At 39.6% G+C, this 12,986-nt stretch carries 15 protein-coding genes; 12 read left to right on the forward strand and 3 right to left on the reverse strand.

Annotated features, from left to right (window positions below; all coding sequences use genetic code 11):
- Positions 1–44 precede the first annotated feature (44 nt).
- The gene (locus tag WC724_00165) at positions 45–713 is read right to left on the reverse strand and encodes a formyltransferase family protein (protein MFA6077426.1); all 669 of its coding nucleotides are present in this window, start codon (positions 711–713) and stop codon (positions 45–47) included.
- A 114-nt stretch (positions 714–827) separates the two neighbouring features.
- Here WC724_00165 and WC724_00170 point away from each other — a divergent pair, with 114 nt between their 5' ends.
- Positions 828–1,277, forward strand: a complete 450-nt coding sequence (locus tag WC724_00170) for a gamma-glutamylcyclotransferase family protein (GenBank protein MFA6077427.1) — start codon at positions 828–830, stop codon at positions 1,275–1,277.
- A gap of 1 nt (position 1,278) precedes the next feature.
- Here the strand turns inward: WC724_00170 and WC724_00175 are convergent, their stop codons facing one another.
- Positions 1,279–2,127 carry a L,D-transpeptidase family protein gene (locus WC724_00175; GenBank protein ID MFA6077428.1) on the reverse strand — a complete coding sequence of 283 codons (849 nt, stop codon included), beginning with the start codon at positions 2,125–2,127 and terminating at the stop codon, positions 1,279–1,281.
- A gap of 123 nt (positions 2,128–2,250) precedes the next feature.
- Between WC724_00175 and WC724_00180 the strand changes: the two genes are divergently transcribed.
- The 7 genes from WC724_00180 to WC724_00210 all read left to right on the forward strand — a co-directional run bounded on the left by WC724_00180 (position 2,251) and on the right by WC724_00210 (position 7,270).
- The gene (locus WC724_00180) at positions 2,251–3,570 is read left to right on the forward strand and encodes a S41 family peptidase (protein MFA6077429.1); all 1,320 of its coding nucleotides are present in this window, start codon (positions 2,251–2,253) and stop codon (positions 3,568–3,570) included.
- Between the two features lie 48 nt (positions 3,571–3,618).
- The gene (locus tag WC724_00185) at positions 3,619–3,864 is read left to right on the forward strand and encodes a DUF4342 domain-containing protein (protein MFA6077430.1); all 246 of its coding nucleotides are present in this window, start codon (positions 3,619–3,621) and stop codon (positions 3,862–3,864) included.
- 6 nt (positions 3,865–3,870) lie between these two features.
- Positions 3,871–4,044: a hypothetical protein gene (locus WC724_00190; GenBank protein ID MFA6077431.1), complete on the forward strand. Its 174-nt coding sequence runs from the start codon at positions 3,871–3,873 to the stop codon at positions 4,042–4,044.
- Positions 4,045–4,202: 158 nt separating this feature from the next.
- Complete coding sequence (locus WC724_00195; protein MFA6077432.1) at positions 4,203–4,778, forward strand: HD domain-containing protein; 576 nt, start codon at positions 4,203–4,205, stop codon at positions 4,776–4,778.
- Between the two features lie 228 nt (positions 4,779–5,006).
- Complete coding sequence (locus tag WC724_00200) at positions 5,007–6,437, forward strand: DEAD/DEAH box helicase (protein ID MFA6077433.1); 1,431 nt, start codon at positions 5,007–5,009, stop codon at positions 6,435–6,437.
- Between the two features lies 1 nt (position 6,438).
- Complete coding sequence (locus WC724_00205; protein MFA6077434.1) at positions 6,439–6,612, forward strand: hypothetical protein; 174 nt, start codon at positions 6,439–6,441, stop codon at positions 6,610–6,612.
- Positions 6,613–6,739: 127 nt separating this feature from the next.
- Positions 6,740–7,270, forward strand: a complete 531-nt coding sequence (locus WC724_00210) for a DoxX family protein (protein ID MFA6077435.1) — start codon at positions 6,740–6,742, stop codon at positions 7,268–7,270.
- A 59-nt stretch (positions 7,271–7,329) separates the two neighbouring features.
- Here the strand turns inward: WC724_00210 and WC724_00215 are convergent, their stop codons facing one another.
- Entirely contained in the window at positions 7,330–9,297 is a 1,968-nt protein-coding gene (locus WC724_00215; GenBank protein MFA6077436.1) for a M13 family metallopeptidase, read from the reverse strand.
- Positions 9,298–9,326: 29 nt separating this feature from the next.
- On the opposite strand from WC724_00215, the gene WC724_00220 reads away from it, so the two are divergent.
- From WC724_00220 to WC724_00235, 4 genes are all read left to right on the forward strand, one after another.
- Positions 9,327–10,220 carry an NAD(+)/NADH kinase gene (locus WC724_00220; GenBank protein ID MFA6077437.1) on the forward strand — a complete coding sequence of 298 codons (894 nt, stop codon included), beginning with the start codon at positions 9,327–9,329 and terminating at the stop codon, positions 10,218–10,220.
- Positions 10,221–10,290: 70 nt separating this feature from the next.
- Complete coding sequence (locus tag WC724_00225) at positions 10,291–11,514, forward strand: glycosyl hydrolase family 18 protein (GenBank protein MFA6077438.1); 1,224 nt, start codon at positions 10,291–10,293, stop codon at positions 11,512–11,514.
- Between the two features lie 24 nt (positions 11,515–11,538).
- Positions 11,539–12,321: a class I SAM-dependent methyltransferase gene (locus WC724_00230; protein ID MFA6077439.1), complete on the forward strand. Its 783-nt coding sequence runs from the start codon at positions 11,539–11,541 to the stop codon at positions 12,319–12,321.
- Positions 12,322–12,480: 159 nt separating this feature from the next.
- Complete coding sequence (locus WC724_00235; GenBank protein MFA6077440.1) at positions 12,481–12,975, forward strand: hypothetical protein; 495 nt, start codon at positions 12,481–12,483, stop codon at positions 12,973–12,975.
- Positions 12,976–12,986: the final 11 nt, after the last annotated feature.

A 12,986-nucleotide genomic window follows, 5' to 3' on the forward strand; every position in this document is an offset into this window, starting at 1 on the left:
AAAGCGGCCCTTTCGGGTCGCTTTTGTTGTCTCTCGAGTCTTCGTTACTCGAAATTTTTGGAGGAGCTGAAGATTGGGCATACGGAATGATGACTCCTTCCGTCCCAACGGATAAATCCGTTGACCACCAAGTTGGTAATTTCCGCTTGGTATAAATGCTCGCAACGGTTGACCCGTTCTGCGAGCGTCTCTGGCGTGTCGTCAGGCTCAATCTTCACCGGCACCCGGAAAAAAACGGGGCCACGGTCGTACTCTCCCGTAACGAAATGCATCGAGACCGCAGAACTTCTGATTTTTCCTTGGTGGAACGCTTTCATCACAGCTTCGTGAACATGGTGCCCATAAAGTCCCGAGCCGCCGAATTCTGGAAGCGGACCAGGGTGAATATTGAACACGGTTTTCGGACTGAAGTTGGTTCGCGGATCAAGTCCGCTCACAAGCTTCAGCCAGCCAGAAAGGGCAAAAAAATCAGCCCTCGTATCCCTTGCGATACTTTGGTATCCAGCCGCGCTCCATTTCCCCGCGAAATGGATGAATGGGACGTTAAGCGCAGAGGCTTTTTCCCAGACACCGCCACGTTCGTGGTTGGAAACTACCCCGATGATATGTGCATCAAGGACTCCATTTCTGGATGCCTCCACTAACTTTTTGAAACCGGAACCACCCCCTTCGGCTGTTCCTGAAGCAAATACGACAATCTTTGGCTTGTCCATTCTGAAACTCCTTTTTTGTGGATTGTTCAAAACCGTCGGCAGTATCTCCTAAAAGCTATATTTTTGCAATCATTTGAGAGTTGCACTGTGGCAAATAGTTTCTATAATTAAAAAATGGCTTTATATTTTGCTTACGGTTCAAATCAAGACGAAAAACAAATGAAGGGAAGATGCCCTTGTTCGTCAATCGTCGGCAAGGCCGTCTTAAAAGACTACAAACTCGCGTATACATTTTTTTCGACAAAGGGTCAGTGCGGGTGCGCGGACATTATAAAAAGTGAAGGAGATGAGGTTTGGGGACTTTTACATAAACTTAATTCGGATGACTTAGAGAGATTGGATGGTTATGAAGGGCATCCAACTGGTTACCGAAGATTCACCACTGTTGTTTTAGACGAATTCGGGAAAGAAATAGAGGCGGAAGTTTACGAAGTTGTTGAAAAAAGTGGCGAACACGTGGAGCCTTCACGCTGGTATCACGACATTCTATTGAATGCTGCAAAAAAATATAATTTCCCAGATTCTTATAAAAAATTTCTAAATTCTTTCAAGGTGTTGAATTAAATTAATCTTGTACAAGAATACTTGTACCGAGATCTGCCCATCGGTATAGTTTTTCTGCTTTTTCTGGTGGAAGATTTACACAGCCATGTGACCAAGGTTGCCCAAATTTATCGTGCCAATAGGCTCCGTGAATGACACCACCTTGTTCGGTAAAATATAAATTCCACGGAACGCCAGGAAGATCATAATATTGATCGCTAATTTCAGGTAGTGGACCTTGCATATAACGACTTGGGGTTTTTTTGTAAACAGTGAATAGTCCACGAGGCGTTGGGGTAAACTCAAGGCCTGTTGAGATTGATTCCTTCATAAATAAAACATTCCCGTCGTAGGCGTAAAGTATTTGGTCTCCACGGTCTACAAGAATTCGTTTTGTGTTTGGTTTATCGTTATTCTTTTTTGGCAACAACTCTTCTTCTTCAGAAAATAAATCTACAAAATCGGCAGATACAAACCAATCTTCATTCACGCGTTCTGGATACCTAATCCAGTCATCAAACACGACTTTGTACCAACCGCGTCCAGCGCGCTCCACTTGCCCAGAAGTTTTTAGGATTAAGCCTGTGCGCAAGTGGCTGATAACAGGATATCCTTCTCCTGGTCCAGATCTAGCATTAACACATGGTTCGGCAAAATATGGGCCACAACTGTTAATGATTTTTATGTACTGAGATACTACAGGTTGTGTTACTGCGGAGACTCTTTGAATTTCTTTTGTTTGGTTTTCTGATAGAGTTGTTTTTTGTGGGCGACTTTTTTCAATTAATGCTTGTGAAGTAAGGTCCAACAGTAAAATTACTGTGACTGAAATTACTCCAGCGATTATGATTTTTTGCAATGCCTGATACATGTGCCCATTTTAGTGATATTTTGTTTTTTGCACAAACTGGCGGTTTTTTGTTCCAATTCTTTTGTTAAATAGAGTTGTCCACAAAAAGATTTCTTGTTTAACGTGGTATAGTCGTAATTACAAATGATGTTTTTTCTAAAAAGAAATTTCGTTCTCATTGGGACACTGATTGTCGTTTTGTCGCTTTCAGGGTTTGGATATTATAAATACTCCAATCCATCTATCGCGCCAATAACATACAAAACCCCCGAGGAAGCCAATGCTTACGTTCGTTTTGATATGGAGGCATACGACAGTATTTTAAAAAATTATTGGAGCCAGATGAAAGAAGAAGACCTCGCGACACATTTCCAGCTCTCTGTTCAAAAAGCTCAGAATGCTTCAAGTACTCCACCACTAATTACCAAAGACCGCGCAGGGACAGCTAAAATGATTTCTGATGCAATTGGAGCTCTTCCTGATGATGAAGCAAAAAAGAAGCTTACTCTCGATACTTTGGTTGTTGTGACTTACAATCTCCAACCGGTTGGCAGAAACGGAATACTTTCTTCAAAGGAAGAGACTGCTCTTAGACAGAATGTTAGTAATATAAACCCAGAAACAGATCTTTATAAAAATCTTGGTGTAGAAAAGGGGGCAACACCAGAAGTGGTTGAAAAAGCGTTTAAAGAAAAGGAGGCTGTTCTTGCAAAGGATGGAACACCAGAAGCAAAGAAAGAACTTGAGCAAATAACCTATGCACACAAAGTTCTTACCGACCAAAATTCAAAAGCTTTGTATGATGAGAATAAAATAGAACCAACTGTCTCTGGACGTGTTTTGGGAAAGACGCTTTATCTTGCGATTAGTAAAATTTCTCCAACCACCTTGCAGGAATTTGGGGTAATAGTTAACAATGCGAGTACGACACTAAAATTAGACAGTATGATAATTGATTTTCGTGGAAACGTTGGTGGTGCGCTCGATTTTCTACAGTATTTTCTAGGTCTTTTTATTGGAGAGAAGCAATACGCTTTTGATTTGTTTCATCAAGGGGATTATCAGGTTCAACGTACTGTTTTGGCAAAATTTGATCAACTTGAGCGCTATAAAGAATTTGCCATCCTTACCGATAACATGACTCAATCAACAGCAGAACTCACCACTGCGGCATTTAAGCGCTTTGGGTTGGCATATGTTGTCGGAACGGCAACAAGGGGTTGGGGAACAGTTGAAAATACTTATCCGATAGAGACGACCATCGCACAAGGGGAAAAATATTCTCTTTTTCTCGTGAACAGCATAACCCTAAGAGATGATAATCAGCCAATAGAAGGACGTGGCGTTGATCCAGACATTGATATCAAAAATCCAAACTGGAGAAACGAACTTCCAAAGGTTTTCAGGAGTCAATCTCTTATCGAAGCCGTCTCAAAAACCGCTGCGTCCGCTCCTCTTAAGTAATATATTTAAACCACTTTTTGTTTTTTAAAAGTGCGGTAAAATAGGCATATGAAAAATAACACTGAAGAATTTAAGGTCTCTGGGGAGGATGTTATTAGGACTGTCAAAAAGCTGGTTAAAAAAGGTAATGCCCGTCGAATAATCATCAAGAACGAAAAGGGAAAAACCCTAATTGAGATACCTCTTACTATAGGCGCGGTTGGAGCAATTTTGGCACCAGCTCTTGCTGCTGTAGGTACTATTGCAGCGCTAGTCACTAAGTGCACGATTGTTGTAGAGAAAAAAGTAGACTAAATTTTCGTGGGAGATTCAAAAAAATTAATATGGGGTGGAATGTTCATCGGTTCGGCTATCGGCGGATACTTTCCTTTACTGTGGGGAGATAGCGTATTTTCTTTTTCCTCGGTTATTTTGACTGCCGTTGGTGGATTTCTGGGAATTTGGGTCGGGTTTAAGCTTGGGCAAATGCTTTAATTACTTTTTTCTATAAAATTCATTTTAAAATGCACCGTTTTTTATTAAGGTGTATTTTTTTTGTATCAATTTTGTTAAAAATTTATTGTCAAAGGTTTCATTTTTAAAACGACCTGCTATACTGCTGACTCCATTGTTAATAAAAGTTGTTTTTTCACATGCAATATACTCAAAAAATCAAAGAATCTATCCGCGTTGCTATTCGAGTCCACGAGCTTGACCAAAAACAGAAACGAAAAGGAAAAGATGTCCCTTACGTAATCCACCCGCTTGTTGTTGGGCTTATCCTCTCTCGTATTTCAAAAGACGAAGACGTTGTTGTTGCTGGAATATTGCACGATACCGTTGAGGACAGTGTTGATACCAAGAAAGTCACGGTGGGGATGATTAAAAAACGCTTTGGAGAAGAAGTTTCTAAGATGGTTGATGATGTAACCGAAAAAAATAGACATGTTCCTTGGCTTGAGCGCAAAAAACAAAATGTGAAAAAAATAGCCACTCTCCCAAAGAACTCCCTGCTTATAAAAGCGGCTGACACTGTGGCAAACTGCACAGAACTTATCTCAGATTTTCGCCGAGAAGGGGACGACACCTTCCGCAGATTTAATGTTCCAAAAGAGAATCTTATTGAGCATTATGTTGAGATTATTGAGGCAATAAAGAAGGCTTGGCCAAATCATCCACTACGAAGTGACCTCGATTATCATCTATCAGAGCTAAGAGCAATGTATTAATTGGTACAAAACGGGGAAGATATTAGCCTTGACAACCCACTATTTAGAGTGTAGTATATTCAAATAACTAAATATCTCATTGGTTTTTGTTTTTGAGGGGTTTCCCCGAAATACCAAGGCTCACACAAAATCGGAGCTTTATCTAAAAAACTGGCGAGACATAACGGTCGCCTTTTATCTTAATGACCCGTAGTTTATGGGGGCAAAAAGCCCTAATTAATTCGTTTTATGTATACAAGAAATATTAAATCTGGAGCTGGAGAGGGTGCTAAAAAACCTTTTTCTAAATCAAGACCATCATCTTTTAAAAAAGAGGGGTCTTATTCATCACGACCCGCGTCTTCGTTTAGAAGTGGCAGTTCTTCGTCGACATCACGACCAACGTCATCATTTAAGAGCGGTAGCTCTTCATCACACTCACGACCAACATCTTCTTTTAGAAGTGGCGGCAGTTCATCACGTTTTAGTACGGGAGGGTATAGTAGAAGTAGAAGTGGAAGCTCACGCAGTCAGTCAAAAGGAAGTGGAATGCGAGGCGAGAGAATTGATTTCTCAAGATTCATAAACAAGGCCGTTGTTGTTGCTGAAAAAATTGAGCACTTCAAGCCAGAACATCAATTTGCTGATTTTAATATTGAACAAGAGCTAAAAGAGGCAATCATAAAAAAGGGCTATATCTTACCAACTCCAATTCAAGACAGGGCTATTCCGCACATTCTTTCAGGTTCTGATATTGTTGGTATTGCTAACACTGGTACAGGAAAGACTGCAGCTTTTCTTATTCCTCTTATAAACAAAGTTCGCCTTGATCCTAAGAATAATATTTTAATTGTTGTTCCAACTCGCGAATTGGCAATTCAAATTGATGAGGAGCTAAAAGAATTTACTCGTGGAATAAGGACCGGTACAAAGATTTTTTCTGTGTGCTGTGTCGGGGGAGCAAGTATTGGAAAACAAATTTCTGAACTCCGTTATAAAAATAATTTTATTATTGGAACCCCAGGACGTTTAAAAGATTTGATTGAGCGAGCAAAAATTAAGCTTTCTGATTTTAGCACCATCGTTCTTGATGAAGCAGACAGAATGCTTGATATGGGATTCGTGAATGATATGCGTTTTGTTATGGCGGGAATGCCAAAAGAGCATCACACTCTATTTTTCTCGGCAACAATTTCACCAGAAATTGAAAAACTAATTCATGAGTTTTTACACGAACCAGTCCGTATTTCCGTTAAGACAGGAGATACTTCAAAAAATGTGGATCAGGATGTGGTAAGGGTTAATATTTCCAATAAGGTTGATACTCTCCATGACCTTTTGAATCAAAAGGAGTTTGTTAAGGTTCTTATTTTTGGGCGAACAAAACATGGCGTTGAGAAGTTATCAAATGTACTAGTTGAACGCGGATTTAAGGCGGAGTCAATTCACGGTGACAAAAACCATGCTCGCAGACAGCGTTCGCTTGGAATGTTTAAAGACAATCGTGTACAAGTCTTGGTTGCAACCGACGTGGCTGCTCGTGGGCTTGATATTCCAGACGTTTCTCATGTCATCAATTATGATATCCCTGCGACTTACGATGATTACGTGCATCGCATAGGCCGAACTGGTCGTGGGGGCAAGAAAGGTAAAGCATTAACATTTATTGAACATAAATAATATGAAACCAAATCTTACAACATCAACTAGAACGTTTCAGAAAAATGGCAAATGGGTAGAGAAGAAGCATGTAACCGAAGTGCTTGAATGTGCTTGTGGTTATAAATATATTAAAACCCGCGATGGCCAAACAGCTTGTCTTAAGTGTACACACCTAGCCAAACTTCCTAAATAGAAAAAATAGCCTCCAGAAATGGAGGTTATTTTTTTAAGAACACTTTGTTGTCGGAAAAGATTCGGGAATAGGGTATAATTTACGTGTGTGATTGTGGTAGATAGTAATAATTTTTTAAATATATTTTATGGCGATACATTTTGTTCAAGAGTCGGCGATATCTCATTTTTTGTTTTCAAGTCCAAAGAGCGCGGCTTTGTGGCTTTTGGTTAGACTTTATATTGGATGGGGGTGGTTTACCGCAGGATGGGACAAGGTTCAAGATGGAGCATGGTTTGGCTATACAGCTGGAGCAAAATTGACCGGATTTATACAAGGAGCTTTAGCCAAAACTTCTGGCGCACATCCTGATGTGCAGATGTGGTACGCATCCTTTTTGAATGATTTTGTGTTACCAAATGTGATGTTGTGGTCAAATGCGGTTGCTGTGGGGGAGGTTTTGGTCGGCCTCGGGTTAATGGTTGGATGTCTTGTTGGCATCGCGGCATTCTTTGGAGCATTTATGAACCTCAATTTCTTACTTGCTGGAACAGTTAGTATTAATCCAATTTTTCTCATTTTAGGAATTTTCCTAATGCTTTCTTGGCGCGTCGCTGGATATTACGGGGTTGATTACTTCATCTCTCCTTATTTAAGGAAACTTCGAAAATCAGCTTAAGTTTCGATATTAAAAAACCACAGTTAAAGCCTGTGGTTTTTTAATATCTATTTCTTCAATTACCAAATTTTTAGACGATCTTTTGGTTCGCGATATAATTTGTCTCCTTTCTTTACGTTGAATGCTTCGTAAAATTCAGAAAGATTTGAGATAGGTCCATTTACTCGAAATATTGATGGCGAGTGCGGGTCGTTAATTGCCATCATTTTTTGGAATTCAGGACGAGTATTTTCTCTCTCAAATAAAGTGTATCCGAGGAAAAATCTTTGTTCAGGAGTAAATCCCGCTATATCATGGCGGCCAGTTCGAGCGAGGTTTAGTTTGTATGCATCAAGAGCAATGGCGAGACCACCCAAATCGGCAATATTTTCGCCAATCGTTAATTGGCCATTGACTGAGACACCATCCGCTACTTTGTAGGAGTTGAACTGTTTTACAAGAGGATGTGATTTTTTCTTGAAATTTTTATAGTCAGCTGGTGTCCACCAATTTTTAAGATTTCCGTTTATGTCGAACTTTGATCCCTGGTCATCAAAGTTGTGTGTTATCTCGTGTCCAATAACCATACCCATTGCGCCATAGTTTATTGCGTCATCGGAGTTTGGGTTAAAAAATGGTGGTTGAAGAATTGCAGCAGGGAACACAATTTCATTCATTGTTTGATTGCAGTATGCGTTTATGGTTTGTGGGCTCATGTGCCACTCTTTCCGGTCGACGGGCTTTCTGAGTTTTTTCATAGCACGATTGTGCTCAAAGATAGAGATACGAATAATATTTCCAACATAGTCACTCGCGTCTATTTTTAGGCCACGATACGATTTCCATTTTTCAGGATAACCAATTTTGTAAACCATTGCGTGTAGTTTCTGGAGAGCCTTTCTTTTTGTTTGTGGGCTCATCCAGTCGAGAGATTTAATGCGTGCCTCATATGCGCTAAATAAATCCCGCACCATTTCAATTGCTCGGTCTTTTGTTCTGGCACTGAAATATTCTTTGACATAGATTTCCCCTAATAACTCATCAAGGCTACCGTTTACAACAGATAAAACTTGGCGCCAAAGTGGCTTCATTTTTTTTGAACCCAGCATTATCGTTCCGTAAAAACGGAAACTTTCTTTTTTAAAGGCTGGCGTTAGAAAACTAGACATACTTCGCAGTAGGTGCCACTTTAGGTAAATGCGCCAATCCTCGATAGAAATATCTTTGATACAGCGATTTATTTCTTTAAAAAAGTTAGGTTGGCAAACTATGAGTGTTTTTGGTGTGCCAGCCCCGATACGGACTAAATATTCTCCCCAATTTATTTCTGGGGCAATTTTGTTGAGTTGTGGCAAGGTTTTTTTATTGTAGATTTTTTCGACTTCGTGAATATCCTCTTTTGTCATTGAGTGTTTTGCGAGACGGTGTTCAATTTTGTAAACTATCTCGGACATTTCGCCGTGAATTTGTTTTTTAGCGCCGGATAATTTAAAGATTGCCGATATGTGGGGACGGTAAGCATCGCGGACACGCAACGACTCCTTGTCGTTTTTAAGATAGTAATCTCGATCCGGCATACCCAATCCTCCTTGATAAAAATAAAGAATGTTCTTATTACTATCCTTCATGTCTTGGTCTACGTCGCAACCCCACAGAACGTTGATGCCAATAACGTGAAATTCTGTGATACAAGAAAGGAGATCGTCAGTATTTTTAATATCGTCAATCAGATTTAAGTAATTGGCGATTGGTTTAATGCCGAGGCGTGTACGCTCTTTTGTGTTTATCCCAGAACGATAGAGGTCTCGAATCATTTGCTCAGGTGTATTTGCCGAAAAATGCTGTTTACTGTCTAGTTTTTTAAGAAGAAGTTTAAGCTTTTTTTCAGTTTCGTATCGTAGGATAGTGAAAGAGCCCCAGCGTGATTCTGTTGCTGGGATTGGATTTTTCTTGAGCCAACCACCACCCGCGTAGTGATAGAAATCGTCTTGTGGGCGCACGTTTCTGTCCATGTCTCGCACATCAAATCCCCAGTTTTTATTGGTCATTTGCGAATAGTACATGAATTTTTTATCTCATGCTATATTTTCATTCTAGTTTAATTGCTCAGAAATTCATGAAAAAATCCCTAAAAAATTCAAAAAAAAATATTTTTCTGTTTTATCGAGAAGAGAACGAGAGGGCTGTTAATTGTGCAAAAAAGATTAAAAAATGGCTTGATTCTAAAAATATTTCTACAACAGAGGAAATTCTTAACGCCGAGGCAATCATCGTTCTTGGTGGCGATGGGACAATCTTAGAGGCGGCGCGAATGGTAAAACGAAAAAATGCAATTATTATCGGTCTTAATCTTGGCAATGTTGGTTTCTTGGCCTCGGTTCGTGAAGAGAAATATTTTTTTACCGCACTGGAAAAGTTTTTCAATGGAGATTACAAGGCTGTTAAGAGAACAACGCTTTTAACGGAAGTCATAAGAAACGGGGAAAAGGTGTTTTCGGCGTCTGCTGTAAATGAAGTGTTGGTGCACAATTTGCTCGGGGTTGTAGAGCTCGAAGTCGGAATCGGTGGTTACGGAATACAGTCGGTTAGAGGAAGTGGTATTTTGGTTTCGACGGCTACAGGTTCGACTGCCTACAACCTCTCTGCTCATGGCCCGATCATTTCTCCAGATATTCAATGTCTCGTTATTACTGAATTGTTGGATCATGGCTTACCAACGCCTAGTATTGTTATAAAGCCAGAACATAGTGTAGAGATTGTTGTAGGTGAGTTTAGAGAGCATCATCTTTTGGCGAGCCAGAACGGACGGGAGTCAATTGACGTTTTACTACAAGCCGATGGCGATACGACGTTCCCATTGAGGAAAAAAGATAAGATTATTATTTCTGGTTCACCACAGTTGGTAACTTTTGCGGAGCTAGAGGATAATTATTTTTTCAAAAGTCTTCGGGAGAAATTTTCATTTAGATAATTTTAGCAAGATTTGTTCTGGGTAAATAGTTTTTTGGTGGTGATATAATGAGTTCATCTTAATTAATAAAATGAAAGGAAAAATCACAAACACAATTATTAAGGGTACCCTCGTGGCTTTTGTTGTGCTTCTGCCCTTTATTGGTTATGGGGCAACAACCACGACAACTAAACCGAGTATAAAAATAGCACCACCACTTAAAAGTACACTTGAGGTTTCCGGTTGGATTCCATACTGGAGAAAGGCGACTGGGACCGCGGATGCTTTGGTTCACCTCGATACTTTTACAGAGTTAAATCCATTTGGATATACAATCAAAAATGACGGCACCTTAAACGATACAGCCAAGATGGACGAAGAGCCTTGGCTTACCTTAATAAAAGAAGCGAAGAAGAAAAAAGTTCGTATTATTCCAACTGTTATGACAAGCAACGGAGAGATGTTGCATCGTATTTTGTCTAATCAAAAAACTAGAATTGCCCTAGAGGATGAAATTGCCGCCCTAGTTAAAGAAAAAGGTTTTGATGGTATTGATATTGATTTTGAGGGTAAGAAAGCAGAAACAAAACCATATTTTTCTACTTTCTTAAAAGGGCTTTATCAGCGTATGGGAAACAAGTGGGTGATGTGTACTATTGAAGCACGTACACCGCTTGATTCTAGGTACGACAATATTCCGAAGGATATTAGATATGCGAATGATTTTGTGGCGATAAATAAATATTGTGACCGCGTGCGCTTTATGACATATGACCAAGGGACAATAGATATTGTTTTAAATCGTGCCCGCACAGCACCATATATACCAGTGGCAGATCCTGCTTGGGTAGAAAAATCAATAAGGCTTGCGATGAAAGATATTTCTAAACGGAAAATATCAATAGGCATTGCTACTTATGGTTATGAATATAAGGTGACAAAGTTATCAGAATACGGATATCGTTATGATTTACAGTGGGCATTTAACCCCAGGTACGCAACCGACCTTGCTCTCTCTCTTAATATAACTCCCCAACGAAATTCTTCCGGCGAAATAGGTTTTATGTATACTCCGGTAGAAACAGTACCTCCTACACAACCAAGTAATAACCCAGATCAGAATATAAAAACCTCAACAGTCGCTGAAAACTTATCAACAAGCAATGTTTCAAATTTTACAAATATTGTGTGGTGGAGCGATGCAAAAGCAATTAAAGATAAAGTCGATCTTGCGAAAAAACTTGGTGTGCGTGGAGTCTCGATATTTAAGATTGATGGTGGAGAAGACCCAGCTATGTGGGATGTGCTGAAATAAAGACTCCTATATAATAGGCAGAATATGACTTTAAAACCCAAAAAAACATCATGGGGCGAGGTTGCTGACTGGTATCGAGAGCATCTTTCCGATGAAAATACTTATCACGAGAAAGTTATTTCCCCAAATATACTCCGACTTCTTGCTTTAAACAGCGGTGAAAAAGTTCTTGATGTTGCCTGCGGTGAGGGATATTTTTCAAGATTGTTTTTGAAAAATGGGGCGAAGGTTGTTGGCGCCGATATCGCCCGTGAGCTTATAGAAAAAGCAAAAAAACAGTCACCAGAAATTTCTTTTTTTATAGCGCCTGCCGGGAAAATGGAGTTTGCTGTGGCTTCGTCGTTTGATAAAGCAGTTTGCGTTCTTGCTCTGCAGAACATTGAGCATTTGGATGAAGCTCTTAAAGAAGTGGCGCGCGTTCTTAAGTCAGGCGGTAAATTTGTATTTGTTTTGAATCATCCGTGTTTTCGTATACCAAAGCGCTCTGAGTGGGGTTATGACGGACAAAAGAAAATACAATTTCGTCGACTAGACGGCTATCTTAAGGAAGCGCGCATTAAAATTGACATGCACCCAGGAGAAACTGCCGCCGGAAAAAAATCAGCGGTGACGTACTCGTTTCACCGCCCACTTCAAGTTTATATGAAGGCGCTTTCAAAAAATGGATTTGTTGTTACTCAGATGGAGGAATGGGTATCTCATAGAAAAAGTGAAAAAGGTCCTAAAAGTGAAGCAGAAGATGAAGCTAGAAAAGAGTTTCCTCTTTTTCTCGCGGTTTCCGCGCAGAAATTACGCCAATCTTTATAAATTGTTGTAACGCAAATAATTCGATGATAGTTTTTATTGAATAATAATTTTTAAAAAGTGGAAAAGTGGTTCGCAAAAATATTCACGAGGGTATAGTATTTAAATATAAGACGGCTACAGTCGCGTGGCGTCTTCAATATTATATATTTGCTTAAAATTATGGAACTAACAAACAAGAAGAATATTATCATCGGTGTAGTTATTGTCGTTGCAGTTGGTTATTATTTATTTCAAAGTCAAAAGGTAGTGGCCCCTGTGCAGAACGAAATACAATCAGGTGTTTCAACCAGTACGAATGAAACTGCTGGTAAAACAGGAACAACTAAATCGGCTGTGACAAGCACAACAAAAACAGGGACTACCTTACCAGCCATGACAAAAGAGGGATATTATTTGATTAGTTATACGGATAAGGGCTTTGTTCCAAAAACTCTTGAAATTAAAGCTGGTAAGTCAGTTCGCTTTGTTAATAATGCAAGCAAGGCAATGAGAATTTTTGCTGATGACAAGACAAGCTCTCTTTATGGTGAAATGAATCAAAGCAAGACCGTTGGTCGTGGAGGAATCTATGATTTTACTTTTGTTTCTGCTGGCACATGGGCTTATCACAATGAGAATAATCCAGTTGATAAAGGGGTAGTGATCGTAAAATAGTTTTAGAAATA

It is taken from the genome of Candidatus Paceibacterota bacterium (genome assembly GCA_041661305.1).
Classification (GTDB): Bacteria; Patescibacteriota; Minisyncoccia; order Phycocordibacterales; family VMEP01; genus VMEP01.

Coding starts and splice junctions, on each gene's coding strand:
- WC724_00185 (MFA6077430.1), top strand. CDS start 3,619: ATGAAAAATAACACTGAAGAATTTAAGGTCTCTGGGGAGGATGTTATT.
- WC724_00220 (MFA6077437.1), top strand. CDS start 9,327: ATGCTATATTTTCATTCTAGTTTAATTGCTCAGAAATTCATGAAAAAA.
- WC724_00200 (MFA6077433.1), top strand. CDS start 5,007: ATGTATACAAGAAATATTAAATCTGGAGCTGGAGAGGGTGCTAAAAAA.
- WC724_00230 (MFA6077439.1), top strand. CDS start 11,539: ATGACTTTAAAACCCAAAAAAACATCATGGGGCGAGGTTGCTGACTGG.
- WC724_00235 (MFA6077440.1), top strand. CDS start 12,481: ATGGAACTAACAAACAAGAAGAATATTATCATCGGTGTAGTTATTGTC.
- WC724_00175 (MFA6077428.1), bottom strand. CDS start 2,127: ATGTATCAGGCATTGCAAAAAATCATAATCGCTGGAGTAATTTCAGTC.
- WC724_00195 (MFA6077432.1), top strand. CDS start 4,203: ATGCAATATACTCAAAAAATCAAAGAATCTATCCGCGTTGCTATTCGA.
- WC724_00165 (MFA6077426.1), bottom strand. CDS start 713: ATGGACAAGCCAAAGATTGTCGTATTTGCTTCAGGAACAGCCGAAGGG.
- WC724_00225 (MFA6077438.1), top strand. CDS start 10,291: ATGAAAGGAAAAATCACAAACACAATTATTAAGGGTACCCTCGTGGCT.
- WC724_00170 (MFA6077427.1), top strand. CDS start 828: ATGGCTTTATATTTTGCTTACGGTTCAAATCAAGACGAAAAACAAATG.
- WC724_00215 (MFA6077436.1), bottom strand. CDS start 9,297: ATGACCAATAAAAACTGGGGATTTGATGTGCGAGACATGGACAGAAAC.
- WC724_00205 (MFA6077434.1), top strand. CDS start 6,439: ATGAAACCAAATCTTACAACATCAACTAGAACGTTTCAGAAAAATGGC.
- WC724_00210 (MFA6077435.1), top strand. CDS start 6,740: ATGGCGATACATTTTGTTCAAGAGTCGGCGATATCTCATTTTTTGTTT.
- WC724_00180 (MFA6077429.1), top strand. CDS start 2,251: ATGATGTTTTTTCTAAAAAGAAATTTCGTTCTCATTGGGACACTGATT.